Below are 20,448 nucleotides of genomic sequence, written 5' to 3'. Positions count from 1 at the left end.
TCAACAATCTGCCAAAGTAGTGCTAGTTGGCCAAATGTATTCGCCCGTCGGAACGCAGGATATGGATGCTGACAAAGCGACAAAAAATTGCGGACTCTCAGAAGAGCGTTGCTCTGTGGTTCGATGACTCAAAAATCAAAGCGGTTGAATCAAGGTTCGCCGAACTCCGTCAGTTGGATCCCAATAAGAGTATGTCAGAGGCTGAAATTGCGGCGATGATCCGCGCCGTCCCATCCGTCCGAAAAGAGGTGATGACCCGAGCGACGGAAATCATCAAAGATACGCTTGGCGAGAACCAACAGGGAGCGGCTCGACGCTTAAGTTCAAGATTAGCGAGCGACGCTGCGCTAAAGAAGCTTTTGCGGTAGATGTCACATGTCGCGGTGACGTGACAGTCGAGCGAGCAACCAGTAGCTGGATTTCGCCGCGCAGGGCATGATCACGATCACGGATTGGTCACCTCACGCTTCGTTCGGCTCCTAGGACGCAAAGCGTCTGTGGACCCATCACGACTACTGACTTCGTAAAGTCACATAGGCGACCGACCTAGAATACTGAACCTTGTGCGCTGGTGCTGATGGCGATGACATCGCCACGGCGGCAGATCTTCGCGACGGCGGCGATGTCGCCGTCCGAAGCTCCACCCTGAAAGAGTATTTGCGCAGAAGATCGACAATAGGCCGACGGCTCAGGAGCGGCTTTGGGCGCGGCCGGAGCAGGCGCCTGACCATAAGCCGAACCCACGAGGGCCATGCAAAGCGCCGCAGGCCAATGTCTCAGCATGATCTCCGTACCTACTTCTTCGTGCCGTAGGGGCTTTGGTTCGTCGGAGCCAGTGAGATTCCTTCCTCAGATGCTTTGTTGTAGATCGCGTTTTCGGTTCGGCCCAACTTCAGGCCGATCACTCGCGTCGGTGTGTTGCCCTTCACAAGTTGTTTGAGTTGGCTCACTTCGCCTGACGTCGACTGCTTGCCGCTATTCCGGGTCGACTTCGCCATTGCGCTTCCTCTTATTGGTGGGTGCCGTAACGGTTCCCGGTGTTTGAATTCACATAGGTCCCGCCGCGGTGCAACGATCCCGAGCCGCCTGAAAAGCTGCCGCCGTGGCTTGAGGTGTGGTGTCCGCCGCCATAGCTGACACGGCCCCCGTGACCTCCTCCGCGAGCATCGGCCGGTCCAATTATTCCGATTGCCAAAAAAAGCCCGGCAACGAGCGTTGCTGCCCTCATATTGTTCCCCCTCAAAAACGTCTCTTGTAAATTCGCTCCTCTATCCAACTGCAACCGATGCGGGAGCGCAAGCCGTAGTGCACCGATGACACTTTCTCCACTGGTGTGTGGATGTGAGACTTTGGACCTAGGGAAAAATACGGGTAAGGGGCGACCTTAAAGGTGCAGACCGATGATAAACCGGATGGCAAAGAAGGCGCGCCCCCGGCGACCACGGCAGTGGCGCTAATCGCGAACACTACTCTCCAACCCTCGTCCATTGTGCCTCGCGATAAAACGACCCCCGCGGGGGCAACGCGGAGGCCGCTGTTGGGGCGCTCCAAGGCAGGGGGTCCTGAAGCGATACGGCAACGTGCACGCGGTCGGAGGGGTTCCTATGAAGGGCAGATCCTCAAAACGCGGTGGATTTCCGCATCAGCTTCAGGAATATCTCGATGAGGTCTCACTGCGAGGAGCGAACATCTCCGCCGCCGAGTTGGGCCACCACCCAATCCGCAAAAGCTCGTACCGACGATCTTTGTCGGCTTGCGCGCGGGTAGATCAAGCGGTGACCGACGTAGCGGATATCGTTGGCGCGTCCGGCCAATGGAGCGACCAAGCGCCCGCACGCCAGTTCGCGTTCGGCCAGAAGCGTTGATTCCAAGGCCACGCCCAATCCCTCTGCAGCCGTCGCGATCGCAAGAAAGCTTCGGTCGAATCTCATGCCGTGAAGCGCAGGTGCTTCTAACCCATTCGCGGTGAACCATTGATGCCACTGCACCCGCTTCACGTCGGAGCGGATGAGCGTCTGATCGAGGAGATCGGCAGGCTTCCTGATCGATTTTGCGAGCGAGGGCGAGCAGAGCGGCGTGACCGTCTCCTCCGGCAGAGGGACAATTTCGACGCCCTCCGCGCGTGGCGGACCGTAGACGATGTCGATATCGAAATCATCGTTGCTGAAGCGCGCATAGTCCGTGCTTGCAGCCAGCCGAACCTCGAGCTTCGGGTAAGCAGCGAGAAACTGTGCAAGCCGTGGTGCCAGCCATTGCGCAGCAAAGCTGGGCGCGGAATGGACGCGCACCAATTGTGGTCCGCGCGCGGCAACTTCCTCTAGGCCACGGCGGAGCTGATCGAATGCCGCTCCCGTGTGACGCATCAGGTTCTCGCCGGCCGGCGTAAGTCGCACGGATCGTGCGCTGCGCTCGAACAAAGCGGTCCGAAGGGTGCCCTCCAGCTTGCGGATGGCATGACTAACGGCACTCGGTGTCAGGTGAAGCTCATTCGCCGCATCGCGAAACGATCCGGTGCGGGCAGCCGCTTCAAAGGCACGAATTGCCGATATGGGGATATTCGACAGCATCCCATAAGTGAACCAGATTCATCGATCCGTGACAACTGCGCGTTTGTCCGTTGGCGGTCGGCGGGTCATTCCTAAGCGCCAAGGAAGAACAATTTGCGGGAGGAACTGATGCTGCTCAGCGGTAAGACGGCCATCATTTCGGGCGCGGCCTCGCCGCGCGGGATCGGGCTTGCCACCGCCCGGCGGTTCGCCGCCGAGGGCGCTCGGGTCGCCATTCTGGATATTGACGCCGGCGCTGCGACGGATGCTGCGGCATCGCTCGGAAATTCCCATATCGGACTAGGGTGCGACGTCGCCGACAAATCGTCCTGCGAACAGGCGGTCGCCCGCGTGATCGAATCCTTTGGCGGCACCGATGTTTTGATCAACAATGCCGGCATCACCCAGCCGGTGAAGTTCCTGGAGATCTCGGCAGCCGATTGGGATCGCATTCAGGACGTCAATCTCAAGGGCATCCTGTTTCTCTCCCAGGCGGTGATCCCGCATATGCGCGGACGGAAAGCCGGATCGATTGCATGCATGTCGTCGGTCTCGGCCCAGCGCGGTGGTGGAATTTTTGGCGGCCCGCACTATTCGGCCGCGAAGGCCGGCGTACTTGGTCTCGCCAAGGCGATGGCCCGAGAGTTCGGCCCGGACGGCATTCGCGTCAATTGCGTCACGCCCGGCCTGATCGGCACCGATATCACCGCGGGCAAGCTGACCGACGAGATGAGGGCGAAGATCCTGGAAGGCATTCCGCTCAATCGTCTCGGTACGGCCGAAGACGTCGCCGGTATCTACACCTTCCTGGCCTCGGATCTCTCCGCCTACGTAACCGGCGCCGTGATCGACGTGAACGGCGGCATGCTCATCCACTGAGCCAGCGAGACAAGGGTCAGATCGATGGAAACCTCGACCAACGCGCTTACGAACACGCCCAAGCTGACGGACCGCGCCCACAATATTCGCCGCAATGCCCTGCGCATGGGCGAAGTTCAGGGCCAAGGCTATATCGCACAGGCGCTCGACATCTCTGACGTTCTCGCCGTCGCCTATTTCCATGCGATGCGCTACAGACCCGAAGATCCGTCCTGGGAGGAGCGAGACCGCTTTCTGCTCTCCAACGGGCATTATGCCATCGCGCTCTACGCGGCCTTGATCGAGGCGGGGATCGTCCCCGAGGAAGAACTCGAAACCTATGGCAGCGACGAGAGCCGCCTGCCGATGTCGGGCATGGCCTCCTACACACCGGGAATGGAAATGTCGGGCGGCTCGCTCGGGCTCGGACTCAGCATCGCCGTCGGCATGGGCCTGGGACTCAAACGCAAGAAATCCGGAGCGCGGGTATACACCTTATTTTCCGATGGCGAGCTTGACGAAGGCTCGGTCTGGGAGGCGATCCAGTCGGCAGGCCACTACAAGCTCGACAATCTGATCGGCATCGTCGACGTCAACAATCAGCAGGCGGACGGTCCTTCCACGCAGGTCATGGCGTTCGAGCCGCTGGTCAAGAAGCTTCAGGCCTTCGGCTGGTTCGTGCAGCGCGTCAACGGCAACGATCTCAATGCCGTGGTCGCCGCCTTCGACGCGGCCAAGTCCCATCCCGAACTCAAGCCGCGGATCATCGTCGCCGACACGCTGATGGGGAAGGGTGTTCCCTTCCTCGAGCAGCGCGAGAAGAGCCATTTCATCCGCGTCGAGCCGCACGAATGGCAGCTCGCGCTTGCCGCGCTGGAAGCCGGGAGGCAGGCATGAAGACCGTCAGATCAGCACCGCAGCCGGGCAAGCCGCGCCTGACCACCTCAGCGATGATCGCATCGATCGCAGCCGAGGGGCAGAAGACCAGACCGGGGCCGTTCGGACACGCGCTCGTCGAACTCGCGCGCCACCGCCCTGAGGTGGTCGGCATGACGGCCGATCTCGGCAAATACACCGACATGTACATCTTCGCAAAGGAGTTCCCGGACCGCTATTACCAGATGGGCATGGCCGAGCAGCTTCTGTTCGGCGCCGCCTCCGGCCTCGCTGCCGAAGGCTTCATGCCTTTCGCGACCACTTACGCGGTGTTCGCGTCTCGGCGGGCTTACGATTTCATTCACCAGACGATTGCGGAGGAAGACCGCAACGTGAAGATCGTTTGTGCTTTGCCCGGCCTGACCTCGGGCTACGGCCCGAGTCACCAGGCCGCAGAGGATCTCGCGCTATTTCGTGCCATGCCAAATATGACGGTCATCGATCCCTGCGATGCCCACGAGATCGAGCAGTTGGTGCCTGCCATCGCGGCGCATCAGGGGCCAGTCTACACCCGCCTGCTGCGCGGCCAGGTGCCGGTCGTTCTGGACGAGTACGACTACAAATTCGAGCTCGGCAAGGCCAAGCTGATCCGCGACGGGAAGGACGCCCTGGTCATCTCATCCGGCATCATGACCATGCGCGCGCTCGAAGCCGTACAGACCTTGAAAGACGACAGCATCGATATTGCGGTGCTGCATGTTCCAACCATCAAGCCGCTCGATACCGAGACGATCTTGCGTGAAGCCGGCAAGTCGGGCCGCCTGGTCGTCGTTGCCGAAAACCACACAACGATTGGCGGTCTCGGCGAGGCGGCTGCCGCGCTTCTGATGCGTTCCGGCGTCCATCCGCCCTTCCGCCAGATCGCATTGCCGGACGAGTTTCTTGACGCCGGCGCACTTCCGACCCTGCACGACCGCTACGGGATTTCCACCGCAGAGGTCGCACGGCAGATCAAGCGGTGGCTTTAGTGTACCGGCGCTAAGCGCCAACTTAGCCAAGCCCAGGTGAGGAGCTACGCCCGTCGCATGTTGCGGCGGCGAGTGATTGCTCCTGCCCAAATGCCGGTGGTCGAGAGCCGGCAAGCGAAGAACCCGGAAAGCTGCACGTCAGCCTGCGCTGATGCAACGGGCAGCAACGTCAATGAAGGACCAGGAGGAAAACATGACTGCATCGAAGCCCGGAAGCATCAGTCGCCGTTCGCTGTTGATGGCCGCCACCACCGTTCCTCTCTGCGGGATTCTCACCCGCCCGGCGTCTGCCGCCGAGTTCGTCTACAAGTTCGCGACCGGACAGGACCCAACGCATCCGGTGAATATCCGGGCGCAAGAGGCGATCGACCGTATCCGCGAAGCGACGAGCGGTCGGCTGGAGATCAGGCTATTTCCGGCCAACCAGCTCGGCTCCGACACCGAGCTTTTGACCCAAGTTCGCAGCGGCGGCGTCGAGTTCTTCAACCAATCGTCCTCGATTCTTGCCACCCTCGTACCTAGCGCAGGCATTGTGAACACCGGCTTCGCATTCGCCGACTACGACAGCGTATGGAAGGCGATGGACGGCGACCTCGGCACTTACATCCGGGCGCAAATCGCCAAGACGCCAATCATGGCGGTTTCGAAGGCCTGGGACAACGGCTTTCGTCAGGTGACCTCGTCGGGCCGCGAGGTCCGGACGCCGGATGATCTGAAGAATTTCCAGATCCGCGTTCCGCCCGCGCCGCTGCTCACCTCGCTCTTCAAGGCGCTCGGCGCCGGGCCGACGCCGATCAACTTCAACGAGGTCTATTCCGCGTTGCAGACCAAGGTCGTCGACGGCCAGGAGAATCCGTTGCCGATCATCGCGACCGCGCGTCTTTACGAAGTGCAGAGCACGTGTAGCCTCACCGGGCACGTCTGGGATGGCTACTGGATTCTGGGCAACAAGCGCGCCTTCGAGCGCCTGCCCAAGGATGTGCAGGAGATCGTGACGCGCGAGCTCGATCGCTCCGCGGTCGATCAGCGGGCAGACATCGCAAAGCTCAGCCAGTCCCTGCGCGCCGATCTGTCGACCAAAGGTCTCAAGTTCATCGACGTCGATCGTGCCGCTTTCCGCCAGGCGCTGTCTAAGACCAGCTTTTACGCCGACTGGAAGGGCAAGTTTGGCGAGGAGGCATGGTCTCACCTTGAAAAAGCCGCGGGCCAGCTATCATGACCAGCGTGAGCCATACGCCGCATGTGGATACCGGGCTCGCGGCCGGCAGATCTCAAGCGAATTCGCGCCGATGGGTGGTGACAGCGAACATGGTGCTTGGCCACGCTGTCGCAGTCCCGGCGGCCTTGCTCGTGCTGGCGGAGATCGTGGTGCTGTCCGCGGGCATCGTGGGCAGATACGTATTCCGCTCGCCGATCGTCTGGTCCGACGAGCTTGCCGGCATTCTCTTCCTCTGGCTCGCCATGCTCGGGTCTGTGATTGCGTTCCAGCGCGGCGAGCACATGCGGATGACCGCCATCGTCGGCGTGCTCAGTGCGGAGCTCCGCGCGTTCCTGGATGTCATAGCGGCCGCGGCGTCGCTGGCATTTCTCGTGCTCGTCGTTTGGCCGGCCTATGAATTCGCCGCCGACGAGGCCTTCGTCACCACTCCGGCGCTCGAGATCGTCAACACCTGGCGTGCGGCAGCGCTGCCGATCGGCATCGGGCTGATGCTGATCGCAGCCGTCCTCCGGCTCATCCGCATCGCGAGCCTGCGCAGCTTGCTGGCCTCCCTGGCGATCGTCGCAGGCATCATCGGAACGTTCATTCTGCTGGCGCCGGTCTTGAAGGCACTTGGCAATCTGAATCTTCTGATCTTCTTCGTTTTCGTGGTCGGCGCGATGGTCTTTGCGGCCGTGCCGATCGCGTTTGCATTTGGCCTCGCCACGGTCGGCTATCTCGCCCTGACAACCAGCACGCCCGACGTCGTGATGATCGGACGAATGGACGAGGGCATGAGCCACTTGATCCTGCTTGCCGTGCCTCTCTTCGTCTTTCTCGGCCTTCTGATCGAGATGACGGGCATGGCGCGCGCCATGGTCAGCTTCCTGGCAAGCCTTTTGGGCCACGTGCGTGGCGGACTGCACTACGTGCTGGTCGGGGCGATGTATCTGGTCTCAGGCATCTCCGGCTCCAAGGCGGCGGACATGGCTGCGGTGGCTCCAGTGCTGTTTCCCGAGATGCGGCAGCGTGGGGCCAAGCCCGGCGATCTCGTTGCGCTCCTGGCCGCGACGGGGGCGCAGACCGAGACGATTCCCCCGTCACTCGTTCTGATCACGATCGGCTCGGTGACCGGTGTGTCGATCTCGGCGCTGTTCACCGGCGGGTTGCTTCCGGGCGTGGTGCTCGCGATCATGCTCGCGGCCGTGGTGTGGTGGCGATACCGCCGCGAGGACCTGTCTCACGTCAAACGGGCGACGGGGCGGCAGATTGGCCGCGCCTTTGTGATCGCGATACCGGCCATCGCGCTGCCATTCGTGATCCGGACCGCCGTCGTCGAAGGCGTTGCGACGGCAACGGAGGTCTCGACCATCGGGATCCTGTACTCGGCCTGTGCGGGACTCTTCATCTATCGGCAGTTCGACTGGCGCCGCATCTATCCGATGCTGGTCGAGACGGCTTCGCTGTCGGGGGCGATCCTGCTCATCATCGGCGCGGCGACGGGCATGGCCTGGGCGCTGACCCAGTCGGGATTTTCTGCCTCTCTTGCAAAGTTCATGACCAGCCTTCCCGGCGGAGTACCTGTCTTCCTTGCCGTGACGATCGTGACCTTCGTGATCCTGGGCAGCGTTCTGGAAGGGATCCCGGCCATCGTCTTGTTCGGCCCGCTCCTGTTCCCGATCGCGCGGCAGGTCGGGGTGCACGATGTCCACTACGCGATGGTGGTCGTTCTCGCGATGGGCATCGGCCTGTTCGCGCCACCGTTCGGCGTCGGCTACTACGCGGCTTGCGCCATCAGCCGCATCAACCCGGACGAGGGCATGAAGCCGATCGTGGGCTACATGATCGCGCTTTTGATCGGCACGCTGATCGTCGCGGCCGTGCCCTGGCTATCGATCGGCTTCCTTTGACGCATCTGCGGGACGCCTTGCGGGACAAAACCGCGAGGCACCTCGTCAGGCGAACTTCGGCAGATGCAGCGGCAGGCCCTCGCAGGGCATATCGATCTCTTCGACTTGCCCCTTGCCGACTTCAGTCACGCGTAGCTTCTTGCCCTCGAGCGTGAAGGCACAATTCGTCGGCTGCGGCCCATCCGGGATCAGCCGGTCGACGACTTCACCCCGTCGGTCCAGCACCCTGACGTTCTTCTGGTTGTAGACCGTGCAATAGAGGCGGCCATCCGTGCCGAAGGCCATCCCGTCCGGACCTTTGAAATCGGGATTGGCATTCGGTTGCAGGACGTTGCCGAAGACCTCGCGTCTAGGCGAGGCTTCGCCGAGCACGTCATATCGGTAGATCTCGCCGGTGAAGGACGCGTTGGCATAGAGGTGATTGTCGGAGCCGAAAGCAATGCCGTTGGTGAAGCGGATCTTCCGATCGAGCACGCGTAGCACCTTCATGGCCGCCGGATCGATCTCATACACACGGCCGTCCCAATCAAGGTCCATATAGCCGTCGACGAAGGCCTGGCCGTTGATGAAATCTTCGGCCGCCATGCCGGAGTCGGTCAGGTAGAGCAGTCCGTTCGGGCCGAAGCAAAGATCGTTCGGAAATAGAAAGCGGTCCGTACCTTCGCCCTGCATGCGCCGGATCTCGTTTCCGCCGTCGTCGATGCAGATCAGCGCCCGGAGGCCTGCTTCCGCGATCCAGATCCGGCCGTGGCCATCAGTCGTCAACCCGTTCGGACGCCCGCCAGTCGTCCGGATCACCCTGCGATTGCCGCGAGAGTCAAGCCGTGTGATGCAAAGGGTCGACGCGGACATTTCGGTCACATACATCGATCCATCGGGCAGGCACACCGGCCCCTCCGGAGCTCCAATTCCGGTGGCAAACAGTCTCGACGCCATTTTTTCCTCCCGTTCTCCAGATTGCCGGCGCTCGTTACGAGATGACCAGGCCGCTGGCCGGATCGATCAGCACCACGCGATTGAGGTCGATGGCGAGGTTGATCCGCTCGCCATGGCTGCTGACGTCATGAGCCTGCAACTCCGCGACCGCATCGACGCCGCCGATCTTGATGGTGGTGAATGTACGGGTCCCCGTCGGCTGAATGAGGTCGACGACGGCCGAATAGGAGACCACCCCGTCGCGCGGAGGTCCGCCGCCAGCCCGGCTGAAGTGCTGGGGTCGAATGCCCACCAGAACTTCTTGGCCATCCGCACCTGTCCGCAATTTGGCTCTTGCATTCGGAAGCGTCAGCGCACCGCCGGACTGAAACACAACTGCGGCGCAGCCGCCGCTTGTCTTGAGGGTCGCCGGGACGAGGTTGATCGACGGAGACCCGAGGAAGCCGGCCACAAAGCCCGTACGAGGCTGCTCGAACAGTTCAAGCGGAGCCCCCTGCGGAAACACCTTCATCCTGAAGCCGTCGGAACGTGATCCATCCGCTTCGCTAATCATGGCGGAATGGCTGAAGGAAGCCGGCCTGCCGGATGGCGTCTTCAACGTGGTGCAGGGTGATAAGGAAGCCGTCGACGCGCTACTGCATCATCCGAACGTCTCGGCGGTCAGCTTCGTAGGGTCCACGCCCATTGCGCAGTACATCTATTCGACCGCCGCGAATACCGGAAAACGCTGTCAGGCTCTCGGCGGCGCCAAGAACCACATGATCGTGATGCCCGATGCCGACATGGATCAGGCGGTTGATGCACTGATGGGTGCCGCTTACGGCTCCGCCGGCGAACGCTGCATGGCGATTTCTGTTGCCGTACCGGTCGGCGAGGGGACCGCGGACAAGCTGATCTCAGCCTTGGAGCCGAAGGTTCGAGGCCTGAAGGTCGGGCCGGGTACCGATCCCGAGGCCGAGATGGGTCCTATCGTCACGAAGCAGCATCTGGACAAGGTCCGAAGCTACATCGATGCGGGCGTTGCGGACGGCGCGAAGTTGCTCGTCGACGGACGCAAATTCAAAATGCAGGGCTACGAAGACGGCTTCTTCCTGGGCGGGACTTTGTTCGATCACGTCAAGCCGAGCATGAAGATCTACAAGGAGGAGATCTTCGGGCCAGTGCTCTCGGTCGTGCGAGCACCGGATTATGCGACGGCCGCGCGGCTGATCAATGAGCACGAGTTCGGCAACGGGACATCGATCTTCACACGTGACGGCGATGCTGCTCGTGAATTTGCTCACCAGATCAAGGTCGGCATGGTCGGCATCAACGTTCCGATTCCGGTGCCGATGGCCTTCCACTCCTTCGGTGGATGGAAAGCGTCGATCTTCGGCGATCATCACATGCATGGACCGGAAGGCGTCCGCTTCAACACGCGAATGAAGACAGTGACAAGCCGCTGGCTAACCGGAATACGGGCCGGTGCCGAATTCGTCATGCCGACCATGTCATGACGGCTGCCGGATACTGCTTTTGTCTGTTCTCCCAGACTGCGAGGGCCATCGGCCCTCGTTCTTTTCATAGGTCATTCTAACGGCCTCTGTCTTAGAGAAATGCTCGAGCATGCCGCAGACAGTTGTGTTCGGCCGTAGCTCGAATGGCGGGTTTTGGCGCCCAAGAAACTTAAAAATGCTTTATCTTTCATTTGGGATTGACTGACACTCTCTCCGTCATTGGCGCGATTTTGTACGCCTCCGCATTTCGACTGAGGTCGACCGCGGGCGCCGAAAAAGTTGGGGTGCGGCCACGCATACTCGGGCCACAGCGACATACGCCTTGCGGCGGCCGATCTTGTCCGAAAGACTGACGAACACGACATACAGAGGCACGGTGATGATAGTGGCGCCGATAAGCATGTAGTTCGCCGTCAGATTCTCGACGCGGAGCACTTTGGCCAACAAGAAGAGCGAATAGAATTGACCTGTGTACCGGATCACGGCCTGCGCTGGCGCGAATTCAATTCAGTATTGGTCAAGCCGGTCTAACATTTCGCGCACACGAAAAGCGAGTTTTGCCTGAGAGATCGGCTTCTCTAATAGCTCGACGCCCTCATCAAGGCGCCCTTGGTGGACCACGGCATTTCGCGAGTAACCTGTCATGTACAGGATCTTGATGCCTGGGCGGATCTGCTGTGCGCGCCGGCCCATCTCCCGTCCATTGATTCCCGGCATGACGACATCCGTCAGCACAAGATCAACCTTCGGCTCTTCCTGCAGAAGGATGGTCAAGGCAGCCTGGGCGCTGGATGCCACAACCACGCGATAATTTAAATCTCGCAGAAGCTCAGAAACATATGCACGCAGGTCCGTATCATCTTCGACGACGAGTATCGTCTCCAGTTTCTCACCTTCCGGGCGAAACTCGTCTGCATTACCCTCGGCGGGTCGAGCATCTCCATGGTAGCGGGGGAAATACATTCTGATGCTGGTACCTTGGCCGACTTCGCTGTAGATCTTCACGTGCCCACCCGACTGCTTTACGAAACCATAGACTTGGCTAAGTCCGAGGCCTGTCCCTTGCCCGAGCTCTTTCGTGGTAAAAAAAGGCTCGAAAGCATGATTGAGGACGTCCGCGGTCATCCCGGTCCCAGTGTCTGTTACGCAAACGATGACATAATGGCCCGGGGAGAGCTCAGGATTCACTCGGCAATAGTCCTCGTCAGCTAATACGTTCATAGCCTCGACCGTGAGTTTGCCGCCATCCGGCATCGCGTCGCGTGCGTTGATACCGAGATTGATAATGGCAGACTCGAGGTGGTTGGTATCAGCCTCGATCGACCAGAGACCCGCACTTCCGACGGTTTGAACTTCGATGCGTTCACCGAGGGTACGTTGCAGAAACTCCTGCAATCCATTCAGAAAAATATTCAGATTGATAGGCTGCGGATCCAGCGCTTGCCGACGGGAGAATGCGAGCAGGCGGCTAGTCAGTGCTGCGGCACGCTGCGCGCCCCGCTTGGCATTGGCGAGTGCCCGCTGAAGATTCGTGCTGTTAGTCAGGCCGCGGCTGTTCCGCTCCGCGGTCTCAAGGTTGCCAAGCACGATCATCAGGAGATTATTGAAGTCGTGCGCGATCCCGCCGCTGAGCTGGCCTACCGCTTCGAGCTTCTGAGAGGCGGCTAACTGCTGCTGAGTGCGCTGGAGTTCGTCCTGGGCCTGCTTTCGCTCGGTTACGTCACGCGTTACTTTTGCAAACCCAACCAATTCGCCGGCCTCGTCGGTGATGCGATCGATGACAACTGACGCCCAAAAGCGACTGCTGTCCTTTCGCACTCGCCAACCTTCAGCCTCGAAGCGTCCCAATTTGGCCGCTTCGGCGAGCGCCCGTTTCGGTACGCCAGTTTGAATATCTTCAGGCGTGTAGAAGCGACTGAAGTGCTGACCGATAATTTCATCCGGATCGTAGCCTTTGATGCGCTGTGCACCCGGATTCCAGGTGGTTATATTGCCGGCAGGATCCAGCTGAAAAATCGCATAATCGACAACAGCCTCGATCAATCGACGGTATCGTCGCTCGCTCTCCAGCAGATCGTTGTGGGCCTGCTGACGTTCTGTGATGTCGCGCGTGACCTTTGCAAAGCCGATCACCTGACCTTGCTCGTCGCGGATCGCATCCACGACGACTAACGCCCAAAAGCGGGTCCCGTCTTTGCGGACGCGCCACCCTTCGGAACTGAACCGGCCGGTCTCTGCCGCAATTTTCAACGCTGTTTGGGGAAGCTCTTTCGCGCGATCCTCGGGCGGATAAAACAATGAGAAGGACTTGCCGATGATCTCGTCCGCTGAGTAGCCCTTCAATCGCTCGGCACCGGAGTTCCAACTGCGCACGGTGCCATCTACATCGATCATGTAGATGGCGTAGTCCACGATGGAGTCGATGAGCAGTTGAAGCGGCCGCGCGTCGGCGACCCCGTCGAGCTTTGTTTGCAGTGTTTTCAACGGGTGGAGCGCTCCCAAACAGGTTCAACGTATTTGGATGCGGGATTGTTCCGTACACCGTGGCATTGTGCCCCTGTCGCCGTGGCCGGCCGAGCAATGCTTAAGACCACAGGATCGCAAGTGGTGAGTATCGCCGTCGAGGCTCCGGCTTGGCCGGGGAACCCTGCCCGGGAGCAGAAGTTTCCATAAATCAAAGGCGGCTCCGCCTGCGGCGAAACGGGGGTTGATATGGATGAGGAAAAGCGGTTGCTCGACGGCTGTGAGCTCCCGAGGATTTCCACCGGAAATTTTGGTCTAGATGACATTCTCGGAGGCGGCTTTGATCCCGAGAGAATGTATCTGTTTGAAGGCCAACCCGGTTCAGGCAAGACAACCCTCGCTCTGGAATTTTTGCTGGAAGGAGTTCGCGTCGGCGAACCGACCCTCTACATCACGCTATCGGAGACTGAGCAAGAATTGCGTCTGGTCGCAAAGCGTCATGGGTGGTCGCTCAACGGCATTACAATCTTTGAATTGATCCCGCCTGAGACCACGCTGGATCCGAGCCAGGAACTCACGGTGCTGCATCCGGCCGAGATGGAGCTTAGCGAAACCACGCAGATGATCTTTGACCGGGTCGAGGCACTGGCGCCGGCGCGAATTGTACTCGATAGCCTGTCGGAGCTTCGCCTGCTGGCACAAAGCCCCCTTAGATACCGCCGTCAGATCCTCGCGTTGAAACACTTCTTTTCAGGTCGCAAGTCCACTGTGGTTTTGCTTGATGACCTTTCATCACAGCAGAACGATCTGCAATTGCATTCGATCGCCCATGGCGTTGTGCTTCTTGAACAGTTGGCAATCGATTACGGCGCGCAGCGGCGACGCCTTCGTGTCGTGAAGATGCGTGGTATCGAATTCAAGGGGGGATTTCACGACTTCACCATCCGGCATGGTGGTCTCATGGTTTACCCCCGACTTGTCGCAGCAGAACATCATAAGGAATTCGACAGCGACGTCGTCTTGAGCGGCAATCCGGAACTGGACACTCTTCTGGGCGGTGGCCTTGAGCGCGGAACGAATGTGCTCCTCATCGGTGCAGCGGGCGTTGGAAAATCATCGCTGGCGCTTACCTATGCGATCGCAGCCGCAGCCCGAAACGAACGCTCCGTGATTTTTGCCTTCGACGAAGGACGCGGCACTGTGAGTGCGCGAGCGAAGACGTTGGGACTTCCACTTCAAGACGGGCTCGATAAAGGCTTGATCGATTTTCAGCAAATCGACCCTGCTGAAATGGCGCCAGGCGAGTTTGCCGACGCGGTGCGGAGCAGCGTAGAACGTGCTGACGCGCGGGTAGTGATAATCGACAGCCTCAATGGCTATCTCAATGCGATGCCGGATGAGCGCTTTTTGATTCTTCAGATGCACGAGCTGCTGAGCTATCTCAGTCATCGCGGCGCCCTGACCATCCTCGTGCTGGCTCAGCATGGCCTCGTCGGACCGATGGATACGCCGCTGGACATTAGTTATCTCGCCGATGGCGTGCTGATGCTGCGTTATTTCGAGTTTGATGGCAGCGTGCGGCGCGCACTGTCCGTCGTGAAAAAGCGAAGCGGCAATCACGAACATACGATCCGAGAATTCAAACTGAGCCACCAAGGCATCACCGTCGGACCCCCGCTAAAGGGTTTCAGTGGCATTTTCGGCGGTACGCCGGTGTACAAGGGGGAGGAGGCACCTTTGATGCCTCGGGACACCGATGGTCCGGCCTGAAACGCCAAAAGGCGTGGTTTTGGTCCTGATGCCCATTGGACGGGACGCGGCAACTGTTGCCAAGTTGATCGAAAGGGCAGGCTTACGTCCCGTGGTCTGCAACACGCTTCAGGAAGTGATAGAGAATCTCGAGTGGGTCATCGAAGTCGTGGTTGTGGCGGAGGAGGCGCTCTACGGCAATAATGCCCGCGTTCTGGAGGACTGGGTGGGCCGTCAGCCACCGTGGTCCGATCAACCCTTTGTCGTACTGACCAACCGCAATGAAGGTGGCAAGTTTGCCGCGTTCAGGCGGGAGTTGGTCATTCGCCTGCGTAACGTGGGCTTTCTCGAGCGCCCCTTGCAGGCCATCACGCTTCAGGCCACGGTACTTTCCGCAGAGCGCGCTCGAAGACGACAGTATCAAACTCGTGCGTACCTTGAGGCGCAGCGCGGCGCCTCTGCCGAACTGGAGCGTTTGGTTGCGGAGAGAACGGCTGACCTTGAGCGGGCGAACAGTCAACTCCGGGAAGAAATTGCGGGTCGCGAGCGGGCCCAGGCAGCGTTGCTGCAGGCACAGAAAATCGAGGCGTTGGGCCAACTTGTCGGCGGGGTCGCGCACGATTTCAATAACCTGCTTATGGCTGTCATCGGCAACCTCGACCTGCTTTCGAAAAAACTAGGTGAAGATGCTCGACTTCACAGGCTCCTGGATGGCGCCATGGAGGGCGCCCGCCGTGGCGCCACTCTAACACAAAGGCTACTCGCTTTTGCGCGCAAGCAGGAACTGAAGGCGCAAGCTACAGACGTCCGAAGTCTTGTGGAAGACATGATAGGCCTCATAGATCGTTCGGTGGGTCCGATGGTTCGGATCGAGCTTCACGCCGAAGACAATATGCCGGTCGTCGACGTCGACCCGAACCAGCTCGAAATGGCTCTGCTCAATCTCGCCGTGAATGCCCGGGACGCTATGATTACTGGCGGCGTCCTCACGGTCGGGCTGTCCGAGCAAATTGTCGACATCGACGATCAGCTTGGTGTCCAACCAGGCCGATACGTGGTGCTCTCGGTGCGAGATACTGGAGAAGGAATGGACGCACAAACGCTGGCCCGGGCCGTAGAACCTTTCTTCTCAACGAAGGGAGTCGGCAAGGGCACGGGTTTGGGTTTGTCCATGGTGTTCGGCCTGGCGCAACAATCCGGAGGTGCCCTGCGGCTCGAAAGCACCCCCTCAAGCGGGACAACCGCCAGACTTTGGCTTCCCGTTGCCAGTGAAACGTCGCCGCCTTCCGGACGCGCGCCGAACATCGTTACCCAAGCCTCGGCGCCAGCGAAGATTCTTTTTGTAGACGACGATCTTCTGATCGCCGGCAGTACTGTCGATCTGCTGGAAGACCTGGGACATCAGGTGATTGAAGCGCATTCCGCCATTGAGGCGTTGCGGCTTCTTGAAAGTGGCTTAGCTGCTGATCTTTTAATAACCGACCACGCGATGCCAGGAATGACAGGAATCGAATTGGCCCGAGAAGTGCGCCGCCAATATCCTCGACTTCCGATCTTGCTTGCGACGGGGTTCGCTGAACTGGAAGGAAGCGAAGTGGTAGACGTCGCACGTCTCGCGAAACCTTACACGCAAGCTCAACTTGCGACGGAGATCGCGCACCTCCTGCCGAATGGAAGGGATGGCTTCTAATGCCGCTCAGCGGCAGCGTGCACCTGCCGGGTAGACGGATTTCGAGCCGTCCCTTCAGGTGGTTTGTGCGCGCGCCGTAGAAAAGCGGCGCTGCGGCCTTCCGCCGGGCGGGTTCATCGTTTCCCCCATTCGATGACGAGTGGGGGTAGTGCCTGAAACGCCGGGCCGTTATACGCGTTCGCTCAGGCCGCCTTGGACTCGATCTGGTGCACGTTGGCCTGCGCCGCGCCATTGATGGCGATGCGCAACGGCGGCGGCGTGAACTATGTTTTTTGGGGCCCGGCGCGCGGCGAAGTTCAGCTTGTGCTTCTGCTTCTCCCAACGGGCGTTGCTTACGAGCGCCCTCCAATGCGGCCCGCTCGGCCTCGATAGCCTAGTTGAACTAGCCCAGCGAGGCTTGATTGGTTCTTCAGCTTTCTCGCCCATGAGACCGGCTCGCTAGTCTGCGGGTGGGATCGGCGGGGCCGCGTTAAGAAGCTGCGATATCGCGGTTACGATCTGAGCAGGGGCAAAGGGCTTTGCAAGCAGTAGGCTGTTTGGGACGCCCTCGGACGCCCATTCCTCCCCGTGAGTGCCGGTCATGTAGATGATGGGCATCGTCGGATCGATCTCCCGGGCAGAGCGACCGACCTTCCATCCATCGAGCTTTCCCAGCAGGTTGATGTCGGTCACGACCGCCCGGAATTTGGATTCGTCGTCCTGCCTGCAAAAGAGTAATGGCTTCCTCGCCAGACGCCGTCAGGGTGGACGCAAAGCCGCCGTCTGAAAGAGCTTCTTCGACCATAGCCCGAATAAGCTGGTCGTCCTCGACGACCAGAATCTTAACCGCATCGGTCAAAGCCAATCTCCCCCTGGCTGCCTCGTCGCAGTCGCGCGGCAGGGTAAGACGTGGTGGAACAGTAAGTTCCATAATTGAGATCCTACTAGGGTATTTTCCAGCAAGGCCGCGCCAAGCACTAGACGCTAGGAAAGAGGTTAGGCGCGTAACTTATCATGCTACAAGCCGAAGGCGGGCCAGCCAGGGTTCGAAGGGACGAGTTCATGCCAACCCTCACGGGGACAGAATCCGTGACGTCTCCCGTCGCATCGACCGGGGCAACCAGACAGGAACTTCCGTACCGGTTGAGGCAACAGTCCTTGCTGGGCGAGTTCGGCCGAACCGCGCTGCAGACCCGCGACATCGGCCAGATACTCCAACGAGCGACGCAGCTCTGTGCCCAGGGTCTCGAAACACCTTTTGCCAAGGTCCTGGAGTACATGCCGGAGGAAAAACGGTTGCTGGTGAGCGCAGGCGTCGGATGGGCGCCGGAGACGATCGGCCAGATATCCCTGGGCGTCGATCTGGAGTCTCCCGCCGGCTACGCGTTCCATACCGGCCAAATCGTCATTTCCAACCACCTGCAGGAAGAAACCCGCTTTCGAACGCCGAAACTACTGTCGGAGCACGGCATCAAGCGCGCCATCAACGTTCTCATCGCGCGGGGCGGCGAAGGTCATCTACCGTTTGGTGTTCTGGAAGTCGACAGCGCTGACTCGGGTCAGTTCGATCTCGCGGATGCTGATTTCCTTGCCGGCTTTGCGGGCCTGCTCGGCATCGCCATTGAGCGGCAGCATGCCGACGCCGAGCTCCAAAAAGCCCTCGAGCACCAAGCCATGTTGACTCGAGAGATGAGCCACCGTGTCAAGAACAGCCTGGCGTCGGTGGTAGGCCTGCTCCGCGTCCAGTCCCGCAGCGCACAGTCCGAGGAAGTTCAAAACGCGCTCAAGGACGCCGCTTCCCGCATCACGACGATCGCCCAGGTTCACGACCACCTGTGGCGCAGCACCAGGATCGGGTTTGTCGATATTGCGGACTTCGCGGGCGAGCTTTGCAGGAAGCTGCAAGAAACGCTCGCCTACAAGATTGACTGTAAGTTCGACCACCTGATGATTCCGGCGGACAAGGCAATTCCGCTTGGCCTCCTGATCAATGAGCTTGTCACGAACGCGGCGAAGCACGCCTACTCCGACAAGTCCGGCGAAATCCAGGTGGCGGGCGCGGGGCGCGGAGCCGATTTGCATGTCGTGGTAGCGGATCAGGGCGTGGGACTGCCGGCGGATTTCGATATGGACCAGCCGCGAGCGAGCCTGGGCTTCAAGGTGATCAAGAGCCTGCTTGCCCAACTCAATGGACGCATCGCGGTCTCATCAAACGAGCCAAAGGGCACAACAATCCAACTTGATGTGCCGCTCGATTAGAGGAAGTTCCGTCCATCCTACATCCCGGACCTGTCATGGCTTCACGAACTGATAGGCGAAGCGATCGGTCTCGCCCTTGATCGAGGGATCGAACACCTTCATCGAGTGCGGATCGTCCTTGTTCGCGAGCATTGTGCTTTCCGCGTCCAGTACGAAGCCGGCCGCCTCCACCTCCTCGCAGTGAGATTCATGCACTCGTGGATGCCAACGGCCTGCCGGTCCGGCTGGCGCTGACGCCCGACGAGGCTCACGAGAATCGGCTTGCCAGAAAGCGACTATCTTGTCTGAAGCGCGGATCGATGCAGCTTTCTGACGTGGCTACGACGCCGACTGGATTAAGGAGCTCGCCACGAAGAACGGCGCATGGGCCAACGTCCCGCCAACCCGATCTGCTTCGCTCACCGTGCACCAAGATGGTGCACCATGTTTTGCCGGCGCCCCACTGACCCGACAGCAAGCCATGCCCCACCGCTGGCATCAGCCGTTTGATTAGCCATGCCTTGAGCGGCCGCGGATCTGCATCCCCGTGTGAATTGTGAATAAAGTGCGGCAACTTCGGATCCTGCCGCGACGCCTCATCGATTTCGTCGAGATCATCCTCAATATCGTCTTCGTCTGGATCTGGCGCCGGTGTCTCCGGTTTAGGCGAAATTGGCTTGAGTATCTCCCGCGGCGCGTTTCGACAATTTTCTCGGGCGCCTTCATGCCGTCGAGCAGCGGTAACGCCCTATCAGTGTACTTGCTGGCGCTCCTGGAGATCTCGCGGGAAGTCGACCCTCTGCGAAATAGCGGCCGGCAACCTACTCGTTGCGTTGCCACACGCACGCTCGATGTTTCAGCGAGCGCCGTTCTCGTTGCGAAAGGCAGCAATGAAATCGCAACGAATTGGGTGAAACGACCGTGAACAAAACGGGACGAGGACGATCACCACACCAAGAAAGATCAATAACTTAGAAGATGCTCACTGCGTTCGGGACGCCGTGGTCTTAAGCCATCAGATCGCAACTTGAACCGAATGTCGGTATCGGTGGTTGCGCCTCCGCAATTTGAACCTGCGAAAATCTTGCCCGACCAGGCCGAGAACTGCGCACCGCTATGCAACCGAGCTCGGCGAATTGCTTAGCTAGGTACCGTAGATACAGGCCCTATGAGAAAACTTTTCGGTCGTTCCGTCAGTACGGTTCAACCAGAAGCATTTCGTACCGAAGTCAGCAGTTCGGACGTTAAAGTGGGTAATTCCGCATCCCTTCTTGGCCTCGGCATCGGGATGGTGCTCCAGTGCCGCTCGTAGAATCACTGTGTCATTGGCGCCAACCCGATCGCCCACGTCGTACCGGTGAAGCATGTCATTCAAATAAGCAACGGCGTCACCTCTTTTGGCGAAGTGCAGTGGGCCGAGGTCGATCGGCTTCGCGGGCATGTGAAACCTCCATTCCAATCAAGCGGTAGAATTGCTGTCC

At 59.9% G+C, this 20,448-nt stretch carries 16 protein-coding genes and 2 pseudogenes; 11 read left to right on the top strand and 7 right to left on the bottom strand.

Annotated features, from left to right (window positions below; genetic code table 11):
* Positions 1-65 precede the first annotated feature (65 nt).
* Positions 66-368, top strand: a complete 303-nt coding sequence (locus tag IC50_RS42205) for a hypothetical protein (RefSeq protein WP_014497718.1) — start codon at positions 66-68, stop codon at positions 366-368.
* A 426-nt stretch (positions 369-794) separates the two neighbouring features.
* Here the strand turns inward: IC50_RS42205 and IC50_RS34945 are convergent, their stop codons facing one another.
* Both IC50_RS34945 and IC50_RS34940 read right to left on the bottom strand, forming a co-directional pair.
* Entirely contained in the window at positions 795-998 is a 204-nt protein-coding gene (locus IC50_RS34945; RefSeq protein ID WP_014497717.1) for a hypothetical protein, read from the bottom strand.
* Positions 999-1,670: 672 nt separating this feature from the next.
* On the bottom strand, positions 1,671-2,567 hold the full coding sequence (locus IC50_RS34940; protein WP_011084956.1) for a LysR substrate-binding domain-containing protein: 897 nt from the start codon (positions 2,565-2,567) through the stop codon (positions 1,671-1,673).
* A gap of 108 nt (positions 2,568-2,675) precedes the next feature.
* Between IC50_RS34940 and IC50_RS34935 the strand changes: the two genes are divergently transcribed.
* From IC50_RS34935 to IC50_RS34915, 5 genes are all read left to right on the top strand, one after another.
* The gene (locus tag IC50_RS34935; RefSeq protein ID WP_011084957.1) at positions 2,676-3,425 is read left to right on the top strand and encodes an SDR family NAD(P)-dependent oxidoreductase; all 750 of its coding nucleotides are present in this window, start codon (positions 2,676-2,678) and stop codon (positions 3,423-3,425) included.
* Positions 3,426-3,449: 24 nt separating this feature from the next.
* Complete coding sequence (locus IC50_RS34930) at positions 3,450-4,301, top strand: transketolase (RefSeq protein WP_018646979.1); 852 nt, start codon at positions 3,450-3,452, stop codon at positions 4,299-4,301.
* Entirely contained in the window at positions 4,298-5,308 is a 1,011-nt protein-coding gene (locus tag IC50_RS34925) for a transketolase family protein (protein WP_014497715.1), read from the top strand. Before IC50_RS34930 ends, IC50_RS34925 begins: the two co-directional genes overlap by 4 nt.
* Before the next feature lie 193 nt (positions 5,309-5,501).
* Complete coding sequence (locus tag IC50_RS34920) at positions 5,502-6,527, top strand: TRAP transporter substrate-binding protein (RefSeq protein WP_014497714.1); 1,026 nt, start codon at positions 5,502-5,504, stop codon at positions 6,525-6,527.
* On the top strand, positions 6,524-8,416 hold the full coding sequence (locus tag IC50_RS34915) for a TRAP transporter large permease (protein ID WP_011084961.1): 1,893 nt from the start codon (positions 6,524-6,526) through the stop codon (positions 8,414-8,416). The genes IC50_RS34920 and IC50_RS34915 overlap by 4 nt, the downstream gene beginning before the upstream one ends.
* A 45-nt stretch (positions 8,417-8,461) precedes the next feature.
* Here the strand turns inward: IC50_RS34915 and IC50_RS34910 are convergent, their stop codons facing one another.
* Together IC50_RS34910 and IC50_RS43840 are read right to left on the bottom strand one after the other, a co-directional pair.
* On the bottom strand, positions 8,462-9,181 hold the full coding sequence (locus tag IC50_RS34910) for an SMP-30/gluconolactonase/LRE family protein (RefSeq protein WP_347369240.1): 720 nt from the start codon (positions 9,179-9,181) through the stop codon (positions 8,462-8,464).
* A 205-nt stretch (positions 9,182-9,386) separates the two neighbouring features.
* Positions 9,387-9,863, bottom strand: a complete 477-nt coding sequence (locus IC50_RS43840; protein ID WP_202557216.1) for a hypothetical protein — start codon at positions 9,861-9,863, stop codon at positions 9,387-9,389.
* Here IC50_RS43840 and mmsA point away from each other — a divergent pair.
* A pseudogene (gene mmsA, locus IC50_RS34900) lies at positions 9,847-10,848 on the top strand (CoA-acylating methylmalonate-semialdehyde dehydrogenase); the annotation flags it as partial. The gene IC50_RS43840 and the pseudogene mmsA overlap by 17 nt on opposite strands.
* Before the next feature lie 507 nt (positions 10,849-11,355).
* On the opposite strand, the gene IC50_RS34890 reads toward mmsA, so the two are convergent.
* Positions 11,356-13,350, bottom strand: coding sequence for a hybrid sensor histidine kinase/response regulator (locus IC50_RS34890; RefSeq protein WP_014497709.1), 1,995 nt, complete (start codon positions 13,348-13,350; stop codon positions 11,356-11,358).
* Positions 13,351-13,560: 210 nt separating this feature from the next.
* Here IC50_RS34890 and IC50_RS34885 point away from each other — a divergent pair, with 210 nt between their 5' ends.
* A complete protein-coding gene (locus IC50_RS34885) occupies positions 13,561-15,081 on the top strand; it encodes an ATPase domain-containing protein (protein ID WP_018646982.1) in 1,521 nt (506 codons plus the stop codon).
* On the top strand, positions 15,068-16,750 hold the full coding sequence (locus IC50_RS34880) for an ATP-binding protein (RefSeq protein ID WP_035715824.1): 1,683 nt from the start codon (positions 15,068-15,070) through the stop codon (positions 16,748-16,750). Before IC50_RS34885 ends, IC50_RS34880 begins: the two co-directional genes overlap by 14 nt.
* A gap of 438 nt (positions 16,751-17,188) precedes the next feature.
* On the opposite strand, the gene IC50_RS34875 is transcribed toward IC50_RS34880, so the two are convergent.
* Positions 17,189-17,422 (bottom strand): hypothetical protein, encoded by a 234-nt coding sequence (locus IC50_RS34875; protein ID WP_014497706.1) that lies wholly within the window; start codon positions 17,420-17,422, stop codon positions 17,189-17,191.
* Between the two features lie 369 nt (positions 17,423-17,791).
* Here IC50_RS34875 and IC50_RS34870 point away from each other — a divergent pair, with 369 nt between their 5' ends.
* Positions 17,792-18,988, top strand: coding sequence for a sensor histidine kinase (locus IC50_RS34870; protein ID WP_014497705.1), 1,197 nt, complete (start codon positions 17,792-17,794; stop codon positions 18,986-18,988).
* Between the two features lie 179 nt (positions 18,989-19,167).
* Positions 19,168-19,370 (top strand): annotated as a pseudogene (locus IC50_RS43505) (transposase); the annotation flags it as partial.
* A gap of 741 nt (positions 19,371-20,111) precedes the next feature.
* Here IC50_RS43505 and IC50_RS34855 read toward each other — a convergent pair.
* Positions 20,112-20,408, bottom strand: a complete 297-nt coding sequence (locus IC50_RS34855) for a DCL family protein (RefSeq protein WP_011084973.1) — start codon at positions 20,406-20,408, stop codon at positions 20,112-20,114.
* Positions 20,409-20,448: the final 40 nt, after the last annotated feature.

The organism is Bradyrhizobium genomosp. I (2014) (assembly GCF_000261685.1).
Taxonomy (GTDB): Bacteria; Pseudomonadota; Alphaproteobacteria; order Rhizobiales; family Xanthobacteraceae; genus Bradyrhizobium.
Note: the sequence above shows the minus strand (reverse complement) of the source record. Positions and strands in the feature narration are given on the sequence as shown.